Source organism: Bacillus sp. MT(2024) (assembly GCF_036362845.1).
GTDB lineage: Bacteria > Bacillota > Bacilli > Bacillales > Bacillaceae > Bacillus > Bacillus velezensis.
In genome coordinates this window covers 1,376,862-1,397,336 of record NZ_CP143632.1, presented here as the reverse complement: position 1 = coordinate 1,397,336, position 20,475 = coordinate 1,376,862, and the positions used below count along the sequence as shown (strand labels likewise).

General features: G+C 43.3%; 4 protein-coding genes. All 4 read right to left on the bottom strand.

Annotated elements, in window-relative coordinates; translation table 11 throughout:
* The 4 genes from VP472_RS07210 to VP472_RS07195 all read right to left on the bottom strand — a co-directional run bounded on the left by VP472_RS07210 (position 1) and on the right by VP472_RS07195 (position 20,440).
* Positions 1 to 4,773 carry a type I polyketide synthase gene (locus VP472_RS07210; protein ID WP_146276691.1) on the bottom strand — a complete coding sequence of 1,591 codons (4,773 nt, stop codon included), beginning with the start codon at positions 4,771 to 4,773 and terminating at the stop codon, positions 1 to 3.
* The gene (locus VP472_RS07205; RefSeq protein WP_146276689.1) at positions 4,773 to 17,027 is read right to left on the bottom strand and encodes an SDR family NAD(P)-dependent oxidoreductase; all 12,255 of its coding nucleotides are present in this window, start codon (positions 17,025 to 17,027) and stop codon (positions 4,773 to 4,775) included. The genes VP472_RS07210 and VP472_RS07205 overlap by 1 nt, the downstream gene beginning before the upstream one ends.
* Positions 17,028 to 17,048: 21 nt before the next feature.
* A complete protein-coding gene (gene fabD / locus VP472_RS07200; RefSeq protein ID WP_146276687.1) occupies positions 17,049 to 19,355 on the bottom strand; it encodes an ACP S-malonyltransferase in 2,307 nt (768 codons plus the stop codon).
* Between the two features lie 446 nt (positions 19,356 to 19,801).
* Complete coding sequence (locus VP472_RS07195; protein ID WP_153986745.1) at positions 19,802 to 20,440, bottom strand: YkyA family protein; 639 nt, start codon at positions 20,438 to 20,440, stop codon at positions 19,802 to 19,804.
* Between the last annotated feature and the right edge of the window lie 35 nt (positions 20,441 to 20,475).

Genomic DNA, 20,475 nt, shown 5'->3' with positions numbered 1-20,475 from the left:
CTAATCCTGCATGCGCTCCAGCACATAATCAGCTTCCTCCGCAGTCAGTTCGCCCGCTTTTAATTGTCTGAGGAGCTCTTTTACTCTCTCGTTCTTTCCATTGGAATCCGCTGTTGCACGAGTCTGTGCCTCCGCGGAAAACGTTTCTTTTTTACGAATGGTTACATCCTTCAAACCTGCAAGTCTTTCTCCTTGTTCATTAAGCAGCTGAATATCGTAAATAAGCTCGGATTGACCTTTTTGGCCTGTTTTACGCGCATAAGCCCAGCATTCTGCTGAAACTTTTTTCCGAATCGTAATCTCACCTATTGAAAAAGGAACATAAACAGATGCCTCTTCTCTTCCGTCCGTAATCCCGAACAAAGATTGCAGAGCCCCATCAATTAAAGACGGATGCAATGTATAATTTTCAAGAGCATATGCGGCTTCTTTTGGCAGCAATAAGTGTGCAACCGCTTCTGTTTTTCCGCCCCATAAACGTTGAATCGGCTGAAAAGCGCGCCCATACAGGAACCCGTTTTCCCGAAAATACTTGTAACATTCATCTTGTTCACGGACAAAAGCACTTCTGTTTATCATCTCTTGTCTGTCGATATTCTCTATATCATCATCACCATAATGATGATCATAATCTAATTCCCCCGTCACAAATCCAGTCCTTACAGCAGCATCCTCGTCAGATGACATATTAAATAATATTTTGCCGTCTTTTACGGAAACGTGAGTGTAAATGGTCAGGCTCTCTTGCAAAAGCATGGCCGGTCTTGCAAATATCACGTTTTTTAAACGAGTGACCTCTTTCTTTCGATATGACCGCGTTCCCGCTGCGCATGCCATTTCAAGAAAAGCAGCGGCCGGGAGAATGCTCTTGTTTTTTACGATGTGGTCTTTTAACCAAATCTCTTTTTCTCTTAATGTCGTTTTAAAAAACTGCTGTTCCAGAGTAGATTCATTCGAATCCAGAAGCGGGTGCAGTGAAGACTGCTGCGGCAATATTTCCGGAAATATTGCACTTTGATTTCGAGGCACCCAGTAAGACTCCTCAGCAAATGGATATAAAGGAAGCTTGACCTTTTGCGGGGTATACTCTTCATATAACTCTCTCCATTGAATATCAGCCCCGAAAGACCATAATTTTGCTAGAAGATTCAAGTCCTTTGTCTCCATCATCACCTCGAGGAATTTATCTTTCATCTTTTGATCATGAAAGATAAAGACTTTATCAAAATCTTTCGTAACATTGCCTTTGTATACGCCCTCTCCAATTGTTCCTTCAGTACAGAAAGTTCTCAGCTTCTGCTTAAGTTCCGGCAAATCGGAAGCTACAACAGCAAGTCTGTCTTCCATCGGCTCCCTGCATGTCTGCAATGTAAAAGCGATATCAGCTGCCGAGGCCTTTGTCTCCCGCTCTGTGAATTGCAGAAGGCGCCGGGCGTATTCTTTCAGTCTGTCTTCATTTTTGGCAGAGAGAACTGCGGCAAACGGCCCGCTTATTGTTTGTGTGTCCGCATGGTTTTGATATTCCTCCACAATGACATGGGCATTTGCTCCTCCCGCTCCGAACGAACTGATTGCTGCTCTCCTGTTAGAGGCGCCTGATTCTTTCCGCCACTCTTCTTCTTTCTGCTGAACGTAAAAAGGCGTCTTTTCAAATCGGATATTTTGGTTCAGCTGTTCCGAGTGAATGGATGGCGCCAATTTCTGGTGCTTAAATTGCAAAAGAACTTTTGTAAGGGCTGCTATACCTGCGGCAGACTCCAAATGTCCGATATTAGACTTCACTGAACCTATGGCACAAAATTGTTTATCATCCGTAAATTTCTCAAAAGCTTTTGTCAATCCTGCGATCTCAATCGGATCTCCGAGCGAGGTACCCGTTCCGTGTGCTTCCAAGTAGCTGACGGATCGCGGACTGATGCCCGATTTCTTGAAATTTTCAGCAATCAGCTCAGCTTGTGCATTCGGATTCGGAACCGTAAACCCATTGGTTTTTCCGCCATGATTTACAGATGTTCCTTTAATCACTCCGTATATATGATCCTGATCAGCAATTGCTTTTTCCAGAGGTTTCAACAGGACGGCTCCCGAACCTTCTCCCGGGACATAGCCGTCTCCGCCCTCTCCGAAACTTCTGCACAATCCTTCGGTGGAAACAAAATTACCTTGACTCAGCCAAAGGTATTTGCTGGGGTGTATGGACACATTAACGCCGCCCGCAAGCGCAATTTCACTTTCCCCTCTTTTAATGCTCTCACATGCCAAGTGAATGGCCGTCAGCGATGATGAACACATCGTATCCAGTGCAATGCTCGGGCCGGAGAGATTAAAAAAGTATGAAACCCTGTTCGCAATAGATGAAAAGAAGGAACTGAGCGCAATCGGATTGCCCCGCGCAGTTTCTTCTGCGCCGAATAATTGATATTGTCCGTACATGGCTCCGACAAACACACCGGCTTTCATACCGTTAAGCTTCTCTTTTGTATATCCTGAATCTTCAAACGTATGCCAGGAGGTTTCGAGAAAAATTCGCTCCTGAGGGTCCATCAGCTCAGCTTCTTTATGAGAAATATGGAAAAACAGCGGATCGAATTGATCAACACCGCTGATAAAACCGCCCCACTTACTGTTGATTTTCCCCTTCTCCATTCTGTCGGGACTGTAAATTGATCTGAAATCCCAACGTTCCTCGGGGATTTCAATAATACAGTTTTTCCCTCCGGCAATGTTTTCCCAGAACTCCTCAAGAGTATCGGAATTCGGATATCTTCCGCTCACACCGATAATGGCAATATCCTCACCCGGCTGAACCATGCTCGGTGCAGGTGTATCCTTCTGCTGCCGGTGCTGTTTTTTACTCGGATTTTCTCTTTTCTTCTGCACTCTTGTTACCGGAGCTGCCCCTGCGGCCTTAAGGACTTTTTCTTTAAAAGATGTTAGGAAGAAGTTTGAAAGCTCTTCAATGTTCTGATATTCAAAAAAGATTGTTTTCGGAAGATCCCCGAAAGTATCTTCAAGCTTTGAAATAAGTGACATGATCATAAGTGAGTTGATTCCGAACTTCTCAAAAGAGTCTTTCGCATTTATTTTATGAGCTTGGATTTTCAAGACACCGCTGATGATCTTGATTAAATAGTCATTGACTTTTTCTTTCGCAGCATATTCCTCTTCTTCATCGTATTCCGCCGTGAGTGTATCTTGATCTGCTGCAGCTGTATTTCTTTGAATCGAAAGCGCTTTTATCATTTTATTCCGCTCACCTTCTGCAGGCATTAAGCTGGTAAATGAAGACCCCAGCATTTTCAGAAACGCTTCCAGAACAGAGGAAGTTCGCATCGGAGTCATTCCGTATTTTTCTTTTATTTGAATGATTCCATTGCTGTCGAGACTCATTCCGCCATCTTTCAATAACGGCCAATTGATTGATAGTGTTTTTCCGTTTCGAGAGAGCTGGGATCGAAGCATTGCAAAACTGTCCATAAAATGATTTGCGTACGCATAGTCACTTTGGCCGGCATTTCCGTAAGCGGAAAAAGAAGAAAAGAGAACAAAAAAATCAAGATCTTCGTCTTTTGTCAGCTCATCCAGCCAGATTGTCCCGTAAACTTTCGGTTTCAGTACGTCCGTAAAATCACTGAGACTTTTATTTACAAGAAATGAGTCACGAAGGATGCCGGCAGCATGGATGATCCCGTTTATGCTGCCGTACCGCTGTTTAACGCCGAAAATGAATCGCTCTGCCTCTGTTCGATCTGTTATGTCCGTCCGCTGATATTCAACAATAGAGCCGCTCTCATTAAGCTTACTGATCCGTTCTTTTTGATCAGCTGTTAAAAAAGAACGGCCTGTAAGTATAATCACGGCTTGGTTTTCATTAGCGATGTGTTCCGCAAACAGCAGCCCGAGTTTTCCGGCTCCTCCGGTAATGATATATATGCCGTCTTTTTGATACGTTACAGATCCGTGATCGTGTTCCGGAATATCAATAGGCTGCAGCCCTTTCACATAACGGGTATATGAGTCTATTAAAACCTCACATTCATCCGTTTGAAAGCGCTGCATTTCACTGATTGCAGCATCCCACATCTCGGAAACCGGAGGATTTATGTCAGAATCCTCGTGGCGTATCTGTATGGTTTTCGCTTTAAGCTTGGAGCTTTCCATGTTTACCGTCTTCATGTACCCTCCGACAGCTTCATGAAACGGCTGATTCAGACCGCTTGTCCAATAAATATGCAATAACGTAACAGGTTCGTTTCTTCGCATTAAAGCTTTTGATAATAAAAAGAGCGAGTTTATCCCTCTGCGAAGAGTTTCATTAACGGATTCTTCAGTGATTTCTCTGATTTCTCCGTCCCATAAATAAAGCACGACATCAGGTGTAAATCCGTTTTCAGCCAAATCAGACAGCAGCATTTCGACATGATTTTCATCAGAAGGATTGATTGTGCATCTATTCCGTTCAATTCTGTAATCAGAATCGGGCGTTACGAGAATGACACGGTTATGTTCTCCATTCATCATCTCGGCATGCTGAAAGAGACGGTTATCCTGATCAAAAATCAGCATATTCCCCGGTGCCTGCTGATTCGGCATATCAATGTGATTTGTCCTTACCCAATCGGTCTTAAAAAAAATGGTTGGGGACGGAGCTTGTGATCCCGGCTCCGCCTTTTTTTCCATTTGTTCTTTTCTGTAAGTGCGAATTAGCTCCAGTCCTGCATCAGGAGACATTTGCTGTTCTTCAATTAAGGAAAGTATTTGTTTGATCTGCACTATTTTCCCTCCAGCAGCTGATAAACTTGGTCAGCAGAAAGTTCACCGTTTTTCAATTGTTCCAATAAGAAGAGAATTTCCTGATCTTCATTTTTATGACCTGCGGTTAATTCTCCCCCGGTCACTTTTCTGACAGAGAAGTCTTTCATGCTCACGGCTATTTCGCCGCTCTCGTTAATAAAATCAATGTTATACGTATAAAAACCGGTTTCTCTCACCGAAACATGGCATCGGGCAGTAAGCGCCCTCTTAATGTGAAGCTCTCTAAGTGAATAAGGAACAAATAAGCCGTCTTTCTCATTTTCTCTTAACAAAAATGCCGCCGCTTGAAAACCGCCGTCAATTAATGAAGGATGGAGTGTAAAATGTGAAAACCCGTTCGCTAAATGATCCGGAAGCTCCAATTCTGCCATTAACTCCACATCACCGCGATATACGGCTTTCAACGTTTGAAAACCGCTCTGATATGTCAGGCCCATACGACTGAAGCGGTGATAACACTCTTTCCGGCTTATGACCGTTTTACTGCTGCGTATGAACTTATCAATATCGACATACTCAGGATTGCTGTTTATGTCTCCGAATACTGTTTCACATTGTGTGCAGATTTGCTGCACGCCATCCGGGCCCTCTTTACATATCGTTACGTTCAACTTATCTTGTTTCATTTCCAAGCCGGTATAAATGTGCAGCGTTTTTCCTTTATATAATATAGGTCTGTTCCACATCACGTCTTTTATTTTATATACTTTACTTTCTCCGCTTATTTCCGCACAAACAAGAGCCATTTCAAGCGAAGCGGCTCCCGGCAACACATAGTCTCCTGAAACAAGGTGATCAGTGACGAAAAATTCAGTTCCGGAAATAACAGTTTTAAATGCTTGTTTCTTTAATGTTGAGACATTCTCGCTGATTAATGGGTGAAGACTTTTGCTATTAACCTCGCTTTTGTTCTTTTTCGGAGTAAACCAATAACTCTCTTTTGCAAACGGATAAGACGGCAGCGGCACTCTATTCAATTTCTTATTGCCGATTGTCTTCCATTCAAACTCGGCTCCATTGGCCCAACATTGCGCGAGAAGCTCCTCTTTTCCGCTTTGAAGAGCCTCCTGAATCATATATTCAGAGACAGCTGCGCGCTCTACAGTGTTTTCGCTTATAAATACGCCATTTTGCACCTTGCTTTTATCAAGAAAGCTGACGTATTTATCTCTCAGCTCAGTCAGACTCACTGCACATACGGCAATTCTCTCGTTCATTGCTTCCCGGCCGTTTTGCAATGTAAATTCCATGTCACTGGCATTAACGGTCATGTCACCGGCAATCACGCGATCCAAGTACTGAACCATAAGCCGGATATACTCAAGTAATTGATCTTTGGTTTTCGCAGATAAAACAAAAATGTGTGTTTTACCGTTGTTTTCCGGCACTTCTTTTTGAGGTTTCCTATATTCCTCTAAAACAATATGCGCGTTCACACCGCCGAATCCGAATGAGCTGATACCTGCTCTCCTCGGCAGATCGTTGTTCTCTTCATCTTTTATCGGATTCCACTTTTGAGCGGTTTCTGTGATATAAAATGGCGTATTTTCCAGTTTGATGTATGGATTGAGTTCTAAAAAATGGGCGAGTCCCGGAAGTTTGCGATATTTAAAAGCCAGTAATACTTTCAGCACTCCGGCTATTCCGGCAGCGGTTTCGAGATGGCCGATGTTTGTTTTCACAGACCCGATTCCGCAGCTTTTCTGTTTCTCAAAAGGAATGTCCCATTCTTGATATAACGTTTTAAATGCCTTTATGATGCTGTTTACTTCAATCGGATCGCCAAGACTTGTCCCTGTGCCATGCGCTTCTATATATCCCGCAGTGGCGGGACTGACCCCCGCCTTCCGCCAAGCTTCGGTTAATAAGTCCGCCTGTGCGTTCGGATTCGGAGCTGTCAAAGAATTGGCGCGGCCGCCGTGATTTACAGCTGACCCTTTAATCAAACCATAAATATGATCACCGTCTGCCTGTGCTTTGCTGAGCGGCTTAAGCAATACTGCAGCCGCCCCTTCACTCCTTACATAGCCGTCAGCGCTTTTATCAAACGTTTTGCACTTTCCGTCTTTGGAAAGCATACCTGCTTTATCAAAAGCTATAAACAGAGTAGGGCTTGTCATAATATGCACTCCGCCTGCAATCGCCATTTCAAAATCGCCTCTTTGAATCCCCTCAGCCGCACGATGGAGTGCAACTAACGAACTTGAACAGGCAGTATCAATCGGTTCACTCGGACCCGTCAGGTTCAGCTGGTAAGAAATACGATTAGCCAATATACAATGATTTAAACCGGTTGCGGTCTGCGCCTGAACAGAGACGCCATTTTCATTGAGACGTTCCGCATAGTCCGTTGTGGCGACCCCTGCAAACACCGCAGTTTTCGTCCCTGCCAAATCAGACGGCTTATAGCCCGCATCTTCTATTGTTTTCCATACAGTCTCCATAAAAATTCTTTGCTGGGGATCCATTAATTCTGCTTCGGCGGGAGAAATCCCGAAAAACAACGGATCAAAACTGTCCGCGCCTTTGATAAACCCGCCTTTTTTTATTTTTGTTCTATTGACGTCCCTGATCGGATCGCCGTCAAACTCTTTCCAGTCCCAACGGTCTTCAGGAATGTCTGTAATCATATCCCGCCCTTTTTCAATTCCTTCCCAAAAGTCTTCCAGCGTATCTGTTTGGGGGAAACGGCCGCTTATTCCCACTATTGCAACCGGCTCATTCATATGTCTTTCCTCTTGCCTGGTTTTGTTTTCAGGCTCAGGGGAATGTTCATAGGATTCGGGCGGAGGCGTGCTGTACAATGTTTTTTCGTCTGCTGCAGAAAAAGGTTCTGTCTCAGCAAAAAGGATTTCTCCGTATTGCTCGATTACATAATCAGTCAGTTCATCCAGTGAATTGCATTCAAAGAAAATGGACGGCAATAATTCCGTACCATATTGTTGATTGATTTCATTTCCGAGTCTGGTAAACGTAATAGAATCAAATCCGTACTCGCCGAATGAAGTCTCTTCTTCTATTTCCTTTCTGTCAATCTTTAAAATACTTGACATCATCTTTGCGATGCCCTCAATCAGATTTTCTCTCCTGTCTTTCGCCGCAGATTCATCTGAAGAAAAAGATCCGCAGAGATGAAGCTCTTCGGAATACTCACTCTTTAAAAACTCAAGAAGTTCATTAAAATCAGTAAGACCGAAAAAATCTGACGGCATCATTGATATTCCTAATGTTTCGTTTAATTCGTTGCCCAGCATTGTAAACATAATTGAATCAAATCCGTATTCGCTTATCGGCAGTTCAAAATCAAATTCCCGTTCTTCAATTTTTAATACGCCGGTGATGATGCGCGTCAAAGTGCTTTTTAAAGATTCAGTTATTGACAGCTCTTTCGGTTCGTGATTTTCGTCGGCGATTGCCGGGTCACTTTTTCCGCTGTCAATCGTTATCATTCGTTCCAGCTTTAATTCATTACCGCTAAATACCATTATTTGATGTTCACACCCTGTCATTGCTTGATCAAATGCTGCAAGGCCTTCCCGTTTTTCCAGAGGCAGCATTCCGAAACGGTCATAAAGGAACTTCTCTGAATGAATGTCAATTTGCATACCGCCTTCTTTCCATAAAGGCCAATTAATCGAGACTGTTTTTCCAGGTTTATTTTCCGCCGCTCTCATTTCCGCAAAATAATCCATAAACCGGTTTGCATAAGCATAGTCAGTTTGTCCGGCATTCCCGATTATTGCGCTGATAGATGAAAACATAACAAAAAAGTCCAGAGGTTCTCTGTCTGTATACCGGTCAAGCCATATCGTTCCGTAAACCTTGCTGGCCAAGACTGAATCGAGATCCTCTTCACGCTTATTGATGAGTAATGAATCTTTTATCACTCCGGCGCTGTGAATAACTCCTTTAACAGGACCTAATTTGTTTTTGACGAGTTTTATCAGGTTGTTGACATTTTCCTTATCAGAAATATCGGTTCTTACATAAAAAACCTCTGATCCGTTTTTTTCGAGCTCTTTTACATTGCTTACGGCTTCCTCAGAAAGCTCTGACCTGCCGATAAGCACAAGTTTTATTCTCCCTTTTCGCACAAGATGTCTGGCAAAAATCAGGCCCAGGCCGCCTGTTCCTCCTGTAATAAGGTAAACTCCCCCTTCTTTTACTTCCATCTTTTTGGAGGGCTCTGCCCTTTCAATTTCTGCAGAGTGTTTCACCTGCCTGATTCCATCTCTGTATCTGATCTCTGAAGCATCATCGCTGATGACTGTTTCTTTCACAAGGTTTTTTAATTCAGGCAGACCGGTGTTCAGCTGTAACTGAATTCCATCGCTGTGTATTTCAATATTTTTACCGGACAACATTGGATGTTCTAAATGAAGCGACCTAAAAAAGCCGCTCATTGCCATTTGATAAGGTAAGATTTGATTGTTCCTTGTGAAAAATACATGTGATATCAGGATTTTATGTCTTGGAATTGTTGCTAACAGAGCTTTCGTTACATTGAAAACCGGCAAAACAGCCTTTTCCAGCTTTTCATGAATGTTATGCTCAATTCCCGTTTCAAGGCTCATCCCGATTAAAATGACGCGGTCAATTGTCACTTGTCTTTCTTTAAGAATCGCCAGCAATTTCTTATAGCCTTCAAGTTTGACGCTGTTCAATTCAAAGGAATCAGCTTCTTTTTCTTGAAAACTGCCGCCATGGCGGACAAAGATCATGTTCAGGCCGATATCTTTATATGCCTTGCGGATCAGCGGTTCTGATACATCCCGACGGAGTGAAATCACAAGGCAGCTGTTTAAACCGCTGGCTTCAGGCTGATGAAGCATAGGGGCCCGCTTCCACATATCAGTGTAATACTTAGCTGAATGCCGCTCATTTTGAGTCTGCGGTGTAACCCTTAATGCCTTCAACGCTAAGTTTTTTATTTTAAGACTTACAGATCCGTGTTCATCCATAAATAGTATATGAAACCTTTTGACATCATCATGTTGTCTTTCATCTGCAGCAGTAATGTAAGCATAGCCGTTTGCCGAAGGTGGTTGAAGAATTTCCAGCTCACCTAATTCAAAAGGCAAATATGCGGTGTGATCGTCTTCCTGAGTGGACGTAAACCCGATTGTGGATTGAAAAATGCCATCCAATAAACACGGTTCCAGCAGCGCGCCGGATTTTTTATGAATGCTCTCAGGAAGTGATATTCGTGCAAGAACAGCGTTTTCATGGATAAACAGCTGTTTTATTACCTGAAAGCCGGCTCCATAGTCCAAACCGCTCTGCCGGAAGTTCCTATAACACTCAGCGCCGCTGATTAATCTTTTCTGTCCGGTTAACCAGCTGTCCAATTTAAAATGCTCTGTATGAGAGGCGTCTTTATCTCCGCATGTGATAATGTTTCCTTGGCAATGAACTGCCGCTTCAGGCTGCATATCGGTTTTCACCACAAATCTGCCGTCTTTTTGATTCGGCAGCAGATTTATCATTATCGTCTTTTCTTTTTCAACGGTTATCGGAACCGCCCATACAACTTGACTCAGTTTTATGACTGATTTTCCGTACAGCCTCTCTCCCGCTTCTCTGGCCGCTTCGATGATTGCCGCTCCGGGCAGAACCGTTTTCCCATGCACAACATGGTCTTTTAAATAATATTCAGAATCTGAAAGCGTTTTATAAAATCGGCACTCACCTGCAGAAAAATCAAATAAAGGAGCTGTACCGGCTGCTGATGTTGTTTGCGCCTTATTTGACACCCACAGTCTGTTTTTTAAGAAAGGGTAAGTCGGCAGCGCAATTTTTGCCGGTTTTCTGCCGGTGCGGAAATCTTCCCAGCTTAAATTCCCTCCCGATACCCAGAATTCAGCCATTTCGGCTAATGTGGTTCTGCCGGATTTGAGCGGAAGATCTGATTGCCGCTGTCCGCGTTTATGATTCGGTTTTTTCCCTCTGAATATTTCGTGATCGTCAATTCCATTATAAAAGTGATTTAATTTCAACATCAGATCATCGATATTATTTGAAATGACAGCAAGCCTTTCCGGCATGGCTTCACGCCCTTCAAGAAGGGTATACGCAATATCAGAAAGGTGAAGCGGCTTATTTGTTCCCGCCGGCTGTAAACACTCGCCCTGCTTATGACGAGCCTTTTGAAGATATTCCTCCAGCTGTTTAGCTGATTCCCGTAAACTCAGTGAATGCTTGGCTGAGAGTACGATAAGTTCTTCACTTTCCTCACGCCCCGTTTGACAGTCAGCAGCAGACTCATACTCTTCCACAAGGATGTGAGCATTTGCCCCGCCCGCTCCGAAAGAACTTAATCCCGCACGCCGCGGATATTTGCTGTCAGAATGTTTTTCATTCGCGGGTTTTATCCAGTCGGCGGTTTCCTGCTGGAGACAAAAAGGTGTCTCTTCCAGATAAAGATCCGGATGCACCCGTTCAGCATGCAGTGTTGCGGCTATTTTTTTATACTTCATTTGTAAAATAATCTTTGTCAGGCCGGCAATTCCCGCGGCCGCTTCGAGATGACCGATGTTAGATTTAATCGATCCGAGAGAGCAATATGAAACATCTTCGGTATAAGCTCTGAACGCCTTGGTCAGGCCTCGGACTTCAATCGGGTCACCCAGCGGCGTTCCCGTGCCGTGGGCTTCAATAAAGCTGACACTTCTGGCGCTCCAACCGGCCGCTTTAAGAGCTCCTTGGATTAAATCCGCCTGTGCGGCAGGATTAGGCACCGTATAGCCATTCGTCTTTCCGCCATGGTTAATTGCCGTTCCTTTTATGACGGCGTACACAGTATCATTATCACGTACGGCATCTTTAAGCGGTTTAAGAATAACGGCCCCGACACCTTCCCCGGGGACGAAACCGTCGCCGCCTTCTCCAAAACTTCTGCATTTTCCCGATTTTGAAAGCATTCCCATCTGACACCGGTATAAATAGTCAGAAGGATGAAGATACAAATTTACTCCTCCCGCAACCGCAACAGAGCACTCACCTTTTTTTAAACTTTGGCAAGCCATGTGAATTGCCGTTAAGGATGAAGAGCAAGCCGTATCTACAGGGATACTGGGACCCGTAAAATCAAATGTGTAAGACACTCTGTTCGCGAGAGACCATGGGAACGAATTTGGAAGTACATCGTTTTTGTCCGTCGGTATTCTTTCGCCGAGCAGCTTGTAAGAATTGGTTGTAACTCCCGCAAATACACCGACATGTTTTTCGGTCTGCTTCCTCAACCCTTCAATGGTATATCCCGAATCTTCAAATGCTTTCCATACAGTTTCGAGAAATATTCGTTCCTGAGGATCCATCGCTTCTGCTTCTCTCGGCGATATTTGGAAAAACAAAGAATCAAATGATTCAGCATTCTTTAAAAATCCGCCCCATTTGCAATAAATTTTTCCCTCATGCGCTTTAGCGGGGTCTGGATCATAGTAGGTCTCATAATTCCATCGTTCTTTCGGAATTTCTGTGATTGCGGTTCTCTCTTTTGATAGAAGATCCCACAATTCTTCGATATTTTCAGCTCCGGGATAACGGCCGCTGATACCGATTACCGCTATCCCGTCAAGATGTTCTTTTTCCTCCGCCGCAGGTGCAGTGATGTTTTGTTCCGGCCTGGCGGGGGTAATGCTCTGATTCTGTTTTCCTTTTTCCTCCCGTGAAAATAAACGCCCCAGCCGATCCGGGTATTCCTTTACAAGATGATCTGCTAAATCTCTGATTGTATGAAATTCAAATAAAAGCGTTTTCGAAATTGCTCCCAGTGACTGCTCCAGCTTTGTGTTGCATTGATGAATCATAACCGAATCCATTCCATATTCAGCCAGATGCACATCTTGATCGATCTCTTCCCGTTCTGCACCGACCTCAGAGGAGATGATATTGGTTAAAAACAAAACTGTCTGATCCAAAATATCGCCTTGAGCCAAAGGAACGGCACTGCCTGTCTCTGTTTCGTCCGTCAAAAATCTCTGCTGCATAAATTGTTCAAAGCGTTCGTGATCACCGCAAACTGCAATATTATGCAGCTGACCCGAAGTTACAATCCGCGAAAACCATTGCGTTCCGTCTTCAGCAGGAAGTTCTTCAAGCCCTGAACCATGAAAAAGAGACGTCCGCCCTTGACCTGACAGGTTCGCCCCCATTCCGATGTCTTGCCATAAAGGCCAATTGATTGTCAGGGTGCGGCCGCTGCGCAGAGAATTTTGCCGTTTCTGTTCCCGATATTCGGCGAAATGATCTAAAAAGCCGTTTGCATATGCATAATCACACTGTCCTTCGTTCCCTGCAATAGAGACGACTGAAGAAAAAACGGCGAAAAAATCCAATTCGAGCGACTTCGTTGCATGATCAAGATTCAATGCGCCATGAACTTTCGGAGCAATCACCTCTGAAAGTTCATGCTTTGTTTTTCGAAAAAGCAGCGAGTCTCTGATAACTCCTGCACAATGAATGACGCCATGAAGACCTGCATGCTGATCGGTAATACCGTCAATCATTTTTTTTACCGCTTCTTTATCGGATATATTCGCCTGTATATAATAAACCTTTGCTTTAAAGCTGTTCAGGTATTCTAAATGTTTCTGCTTATCTCCGTTTAAAACAGATCGCCCCGATAGGATAATGGTGGATCTTTCAGTTTTCGCGCAATATTCAGCGATTTTACTGCCAATCCCCCCAAATCCCCCTGTAATTAAATATACTTTATCTTTTTCAGGGTATTGAATGGTCTTTCTGTTTGTTTCTCTCTGCTTCTCTAACATCCGTACATATCTTACGCAGCCTCTGTAAGTGATATGAATATGCCGATCAGGCGCTGTGTTTACTTCTTTATAAAGAATGTCAGCCTTCTCTGAACATGAAACGAATGCAGAATCATGTTCAAAGCAAACCGTCTTACAATGCAGCTGCGGGTACTCTTGTTTTACCGATTTTAAAAAACCGTTCACACCTTCAAAATACGGCAATTTTTCTTTTTGATCTGCGCTGAATGTATAAATGAACGTTACTTTGTTTATAAGGTTCTCGCTGATTAAAGCCTTAGTCAGATAAAACACGGAATAAATTCCTGATTCGAGTGTTTCTTCCAGTTCAGGCTGTTTTTCAGACCAAGTATGCAAAATTGCATCGGGCGCTGCGCCTTTTTCCTTTAACAGACGAATGACACCTTGATAATCTTCGGGACGCTGCCTGTTGATGGTGAAAACACTGTCGCTTATCTGCTCTAAACGCTCACCGGGCATAATAAGATATGCGGACGTATTCTCTCTTTTTTTCAGCTCTTCAAAATAGTCTTTATTCCCGGAGAACAACAAAATAGTACAGGCTTGTCCGCTGCCCGCTTCATTCTCAAGTGCGGTTTCTTTCCATACCGGCGTATAAAGTGCCTGATTCTTCTTTTCTGAAAAAGCCGCGTCTGATTTTACCGGCTGAGGGTTTAAAGAAAATTGAGAGCGCTCAAACGGATAAGGCGGAAGCGGGGCTTTTCTTTTATGATAATCACCTAGTTTCGCCCATTCAATCTCTTCTCCTGAAAGCCACATTTGCATAAATGAATGATAAAGAGCCTCATCAGCTGGTTTGTCCGCTTCAAAAGCAGCCGCTTTGTTTAGTTTTGCTGATGGAGGGAGCGATCCGAATTGAAAAACTGAAAAATCAGAGATATTTACATCCGGCTCCGTTCCCTTTTCTTCCGTGTAAAGCGGCATATGGTCAGCTATCTCCTGAGACACGGCATCCATTTGATTGTATTCTGTCATCAGCGGAAAACGGGCCTTATCATAAAAACCTGCCGGCTGCTCATTCATACAAGCAACAGCCTGTTTAATTCCGTCTTGCTTTTTCAATAACATGCTCAGAAAAAGTTCTTTAGACAAGATTCCCTCATCCAGTAAATTTAATATTTCCAGAACATAATCATTATCAAAGAATCCATCATAATCTGTTAAATCCCATCTCTTATACAGTCTTCTCATAGAGGCAAGGATAGCCATGATCGCCGCTTCCTCATCAGCCGGCAATGCGTTTCTTTTATCCGCCGTGCGATTCACAATATAAGATAAAATCTCGATTTCCTGAGTCTTTCCCGCTTTATCCCACTCTTCTAAAAACCCTTTAAACGTATATTGGTGCTCAAGAAGCAGCCGTGTTTTCCCGTACAGACGGTCTGTAAAATCAGCCGGGAAGCTCAGACCGTTCAGCAGCATCCTTACATATTCTTCATTTAATCGAACCGGCGGGTACGTTTTTGAAGTGTACGGATTGACAAATGGAATGGACGGCGGCTCACAGGATAAGTGCGAAGGTTTTTCAGCGCCTGTGATGACAGAAATGGCCTTTTCAATTTTGATGATATCCGCTGCTGCAAGAGCGACGTAATATCCGTCTCCGGCGCCTGTAATGAGGCTTGGCTTAAAACCGGATGCCAGGATACTTTTTATGATTTCCGTATTGATAACTAAAGAATACAAGCGGATTTTCTCAGGCGTCCATTTTCTTTTAAATGAACTGTGCAATGTTGGTATACCCTTCAGCACCGACCTTACGTTCTTTTCTAAATCAGGGAACACGCGTTTCAAAACGGCAAATTGTTTATAACTTTCCCATTTGAAGTCACCGATGGCAAGCGCCCATTCAGAATCTTGTTTCCTCCGAAAACTTAATCCCTCTCTAAGCTGATTTTTAAATTCCTCCTTGCTGCCTGCCAATAAACCAGCCCTGTAATCAAACGATGCCCTTGTTAAAAGGGTGCTGCTGATCACTTCATTTGATATTTTGCAAAATTCCTCAGAATCGTCAGAAAAGGTTCTCCAATTATGTATCATTTGTTTCATGCTTTCTTCACTTTTAGCGGAAAAAAGGAAGGGAACCCTTCCCTTTCTGTCAGTTTCGTCATTTGTATGTATAAATTCTTCGATAATGACGTGAGAGTTAACACCCCCAAAACCGAAGGAGCTGATTCCCGCCCTGAGCGGAGCCCCGTCTGCCGCCTTCCAATCACTTGAATCAAGCGCCGGCCTAAACGGTGTTTTTTCAAACTGTATAATTGGATTTACCGTATGTACATTCAGGCTTTTCGGCACCCTCCGATGTTTCATCATCATTAGAACTTTTATCAATCCAGCCATTCCCGCCGCTGCTTCTGTATGACCGATATTTGTTTTCACACTTCCGATCCTGCAATATTGAGTATCCTCAGTATATTGCCGATACGCTTTTGTCAATGCTTCTATTTCTATCGGATCGCCCAGAGATGTACCCGTGCCATGTGCTTCTACATAAGAAACCGTCGCAGCATCGACAGAAGCGTTGTGTAAAGCTTCTGAGATGACCCGGCACTGCGCTTCTGCTCTGGGAGCGGTTATGGAACGGGATTTACCGCCATGATTAACAGCTGTCCCTTTTATGATCCCGTATATATGGTGACCGGCTTTTACTGCATCACCAAGGCGCTGCAGCAATACAACGCCTGCCCCTTCTCCGGGAACGTACCCGTTCGCCGCTGCGTCAAAGGTTTTACATTTGCCGTCAGGACTCAGCATTCTGGCTTTAGAAAAAGAAATATATTTTCCGGGTTGGAAATTCAAGTTTACTCCCGATGCGATTGCATAATCGCTTTCTTTTGTCCGCAATGACTTAACCGCTTCATGTAAAGCAACAAGCGACGATGCACAAGCGGCATTTACAGACATGCTTTTTCCGGTCAAACCGAATGTGTATGAAAGCCGGTTGGAGAGCATAGCTTCGAAACTTCCTAAACAGGCGTAACTGTCGATTTCCGATTCAGCATGGCCTGTCTGCCGGTAGTCAGAATTCATAATACCCGCAAAAACAGAAGTGGTTTTACGCTGGAGATCCCGCAAAGAGACCCCGGAATCTTCGATGCACCGCCAAGTTTCTTCTAAAAGGATTCTTTGCTCAGGATCCATGTTTTTCGCTTCCCGGGGAGAGATATTAAAAAACTTATGGTCGAAATGGTCAGCTTTATGAATAAAACCTCCCCACTTGCTGATTGTTTTGTTCGGTATACTGATATCAGCTGAATAATAAAGATCGGGATCCCACCGTTCAATCGGCACTTCCCGGATGGAATCTTTGCCGCTATTTATGTTTTCCCAGAATTCATGATAATGATCTGCATCGGGGAATCTGCAAGCAACCCCGATTATCGCGATATCCGCACTCTGTTTATTCAAATGAACCATTGGCCTCCACCCGCCCCTTCTTTAGTGTAGAAATAACGTATCCAATCTGCGCCTTAGCAGACTTTCGGTCTCATTCATCATTTTTTCACCAATGTCATCGACATGTCTGTTTCTCCATGATTCCAAATCCGTGCCCTTTACCCAATGATTAAAAGCGCCTAAAGACGGGCCGCAATGAACTTGGAAATTCACCTTTTGTTCTTCCTGCCCTTCCAAAGCAAGCAGACATCCTCTCTGCAAATACCACTTAAATAGTAACAGCATCTTATATTTTTGATTGCGCTCAGCTTTTTGGGCCAGGTTCGGCTGTTTATCTATTATGCTTTCGTAGATTTCATCAAAAGTGTTGTTAAAATAGTCATTTTCGAGCTGAATCTTTGTCTTTTCATCTATCTCACTCAAAGACTCATATTGTTGGTAGATTTGAAATAATTTATTTGCCCTGACCGGAAACAGCGTGGCCTTTTTCAGCACCTGCACCTTTGTTCCGAACTCAAACAGGGTCTCCGAAGGCGCATAAGCAGTGTCGCATATTCCTGTCTCACTCAGCATTTCTTTAACAAAACCGCTTGTTTCGGCTTCAACTGTACATTGATTAATGGATCCCGTCATAATAAAATCAGCGCCCATTAAAAAAGCAGACGCCGCAGACTCGGGAGTTCCGATTCCTCCCGCGGCCCCGACTCTGATCTTCCTTGCGTATTTGTGTGTTTCCATCATTTCATCCCGCAGGTTAACAAAAAACGGCAGCATCGCCGTCAATGAGCCCTGTTCGGTATTACTGCCGCAATCTGCTTCAATAATGATATCGTCTGCTGCCGGAACACGGCTGAGCCACTCCGCCTGCTCTTCCGTCAGCATACCCTGCTGACACATTCTCTTTACGATACTTTGAGGAGGCGGACTCAGAAATGCGGCCGCAACTTCCGGCCGTGAAACTTTGGCAATGATCCGTTTATGAGGTATGACCCTGCCGCTTTTGTCCATCTTCAACTGATGCGCTTTGTAATAAATTAATGGCGCGCTGACGGAAAGATACGAAGACGCTTCTATTACCCGTACGTCATGCTTGATATATAAATCTATCAATTCCTTTTCTCTATCTTGATGATCCGGCTCAAATCGCAGATTCATTCCGTAGGGCTGGCCATTTTTGAGTGTCTTCTTAATAGTAATAAGGGCCTGTTCAATTTCCCTTATAGTTAAACCCGCTGTGCCAAAGAACCCCAGCATTCCTTTCTTCCCGAGGCGGATCAGCATTTCAGCGGAAGAGATCCCTCTATGCATCGCACCTGCCAAATACGCGTATGTCAAACCGTAATCTTCTTTGAAAGATTGATCACCCAATCGGGACACCGGTGAAGCCGCACTGCTTTCTATATTTTCGGCCAAGAGGCCCTTCTCTTTCCCGCTTTCCGAATTGTCCTTGTTCCCTTCAGAAAACAAGAGACTGTCTTCCGGCGCACTAATATTAAGCGGTTCCTCATCTCTTTGTATGGTTTGAATTAATTTAGTCAGAATGTTTCCGGGACCGATCTCTTCAAACACAGTGACGCCTTGTCCCATTAAGTACCTGATGCTTTCAGTCCATTTGACCGAGTTTGTTATTTGTTCAATTAAATTCCGTTTGATATCTTCTTGTTTATAAGGTCTTGCCGTATAGTTAGAGATGACCGGGAAATTCAATTCAGAAAAATGAAACTCCTCGATAAATTCCGCAAATTCACGCTGTGCACTTTCCATAAAACGAGAATGAAAAGCTCCGCCGACTTGCAATACGATATAAGCTTTCGCCCCTTCTTTTTCAAAAAAAGAGGCTGCCCGCTTTATCTCTTCTGCAGCCCCTGCTATCACAATTTGTGAAGATGTATTGTAATTGGCGATATCTATTTGGCCGAATTCATACTTTTGAAGTATTTTTTTTATGTGATGCTCATCCAGTCCGATCACGGCAGCCATTCCGCCCTCGGAAGCCTCACTCATTAACTCGCCTCTTTTAGCAACCAGCCGGAGACCTGTTTCAAAATTAAAAACGCCGGCCGCAAAAAGCGCAGTATATTCACCCAGACTATGTCCTGCAACAGCATCAGGGCGTGTATGACCTTCTTTTAAACCCTTTAAATATTGCAGTGCGCTCACTGTATAAATTGCAGGTTGTGTATACTTCGTATCAGTGAGCCTCTCTTTTTCATCTGTAAGGCATAAATCCTTTATGGAGTATCCTAAAATATGATCTGCCTTTTTAATGAGCTCACTGAATTCATCGAATAAGTCTCTGCCCATTCCTTTAAACTGCGCTCCCTGTCCGGGAAAGACGTAAGCAAGCATTTGTTTTCCTCCTTGTTCCGTATTTCTGCCGTTTCTTTTCGTTCCGATTGTGATTTGATTAACATTTTTCACTTCAATTTTAAAATTGTCATTTACTTAATAAGCAATACGAAGCAAAATAAAAAAACCTTTATGCCGGATAAAGGTTTAAAAGCAAAAACATGTACAAATATCATATTGCCGCAAATATAAATAGATAGAATTTTCTGATAATTAAAACCGCATTTTCATTCCGTTTTTTATATATCAATATAATAAAAACATTCCAACGTGCCGAAACAACGATTGGTTTTATGTGAATATTTCCCTAAATAAATACTATACCATGATTTACATGTTGTCAATGGGAAACACACGTATATACCAATTCTTCAGCCGCCATTTTACAGGCGGCTGAACTCGGTTGTTATCAGTTCATCAGCCCATGCCGATATGCCTTCACTATACTATTCGCGGAATAATAGTTCTTTCTCTTTGTTGTAGTCTTTAGTAAATTGATTGAACTCATCTGCTTGTTTATGCACCTTTTCGTAAACTGAGTTTACTTTGCTGATCTGCTCTTCCAGCTGCGCTAATGTGAGCTTTTTATCTTTAATCAGTTTATAAAGGTCCTTATCAAGTGAAATGGCTTTTTCGTACTTTTTGTACAAAAGATCATAAGATGCATATCTTTTCTCCATTAAAGCGACAGCATGCCCGGCTTTTTCTTTTACTTTCTTATCCTTTATTTCTTGAGAAGTTTTTTTTGCGGATTCAAATGCTTTTTTTGAATCATCAATACTGTCTTTTTCTGCTTTCAGATGTTTTTTTCGCTGATTTGCATTGCTCAGAGCCTGATCAGACAGTGTGACGATTTTCTGATAATCATCCATATTCAGTTTAACCGCGCTGTCGTAAAGCTTGTGCTCTTTTTTCTCCAATTTTTCCAATGTTTTCTGCTCTTTTTGAAACGGTTTTTCCGCTTGAACGGCTTTTTCCATCGAGTCATGAAGCGATTCAACCGGATCTTTTCCCCCGCAGCCCGCAAGCAGCATACTTGCGGCGCCGAGCGCTCCGATTCCTGCTATTACCTTTTTTTGAATCATATTCACTTAAAATCCCCCAATCTTGACAATTTCCA

What these genes read in the sequence shown, in the direction of transcription:
- fabD (WP_146276687.1), bottom strand. Translation starts at nt 19,355, where the DNA reads ATGCTTGCTTACGTCTTTCCCGGACAGGGAGCGCAGTTTAAAGGAATG.
- VP472_RS07205 (WP_146276689.1), bottom strand. Translation starts at nt 17,027, where the DNA reads ATGGTTCATTTGAATAAACAGAGTGCGGATATCGCGATAATCGGGGTT.
- VP472_RS07195 (WP_153986745.1), bottom strand. Translation starts at nt 20,440, where the DNA reads ATGATTCAAAAAAAGGTAATAGCAGGAATCGGAGCGCTCGGCGCCGCA.